This is a genomic window from Desulfogranum marinum, from assembly GCF_016918565.1.
GTDB lineage: Bacteria > Desulfobacterota > Desulfobulbia > Desulfobulbales > Desulfobulbaceae > Desulfogranum > Desulfogranum marinum.
The window spans coordinates 1-408 of record NZ_JAFFQD010000172.1 but is presented as its reverse complement, the minus strand read 5'-3'; the positions used below and the strand labels follow the sequence as shown (position 1 = coordinate 408).

Here is a 408-nt window from a genome sequence, read left to right as displayed (position 1 = left end):
GGTTGGCGCTGATTGTCATGCCATTCGGTTTCACTCCACGATCCGCTCACCACACCAGCACGGCATCGATCGCGCGGTGTGGCACGGGCCTGCGCGTGGCACGTGAGAAGACAGGGAGGTCGTCGCCAACCCCACATGGCTGACGACGACAAACCCGACGAGCAAAGAGCGCAAGACAGAAGGGGTCCAACGAGCGTTCTGTTCTGAGTAGTGGAGGCACAAGATGCGCGATCGAGCGTTCTTGTCGAAATCGAATCCGCCGAAGCGCGGAGTATTCCTGTGGTGCGTGCTGGCGACGGCATCGTTCGCCATGGTGGCCGGTTGCGCGAATTCGGGCAGCGGCGACATGGGAGCGTCGCTTGGCGGCGGCAGCAATTCGCAATCCAAGCCGGCGATCACTGCGTCGAC

General features: G+C 62.3%; 1 pseudogene. It reads left to right on the top strand.

Annotated elements, in window-relative coordinates:
• Positions 1–223 precede the first annotated feature (223 nt).
• Positions 224–408 (top strand): annotated as a pseudogene (locus JWH17_RS23365) (collagen-like triple helix repeat-containing protein); the annotation flags it as partial.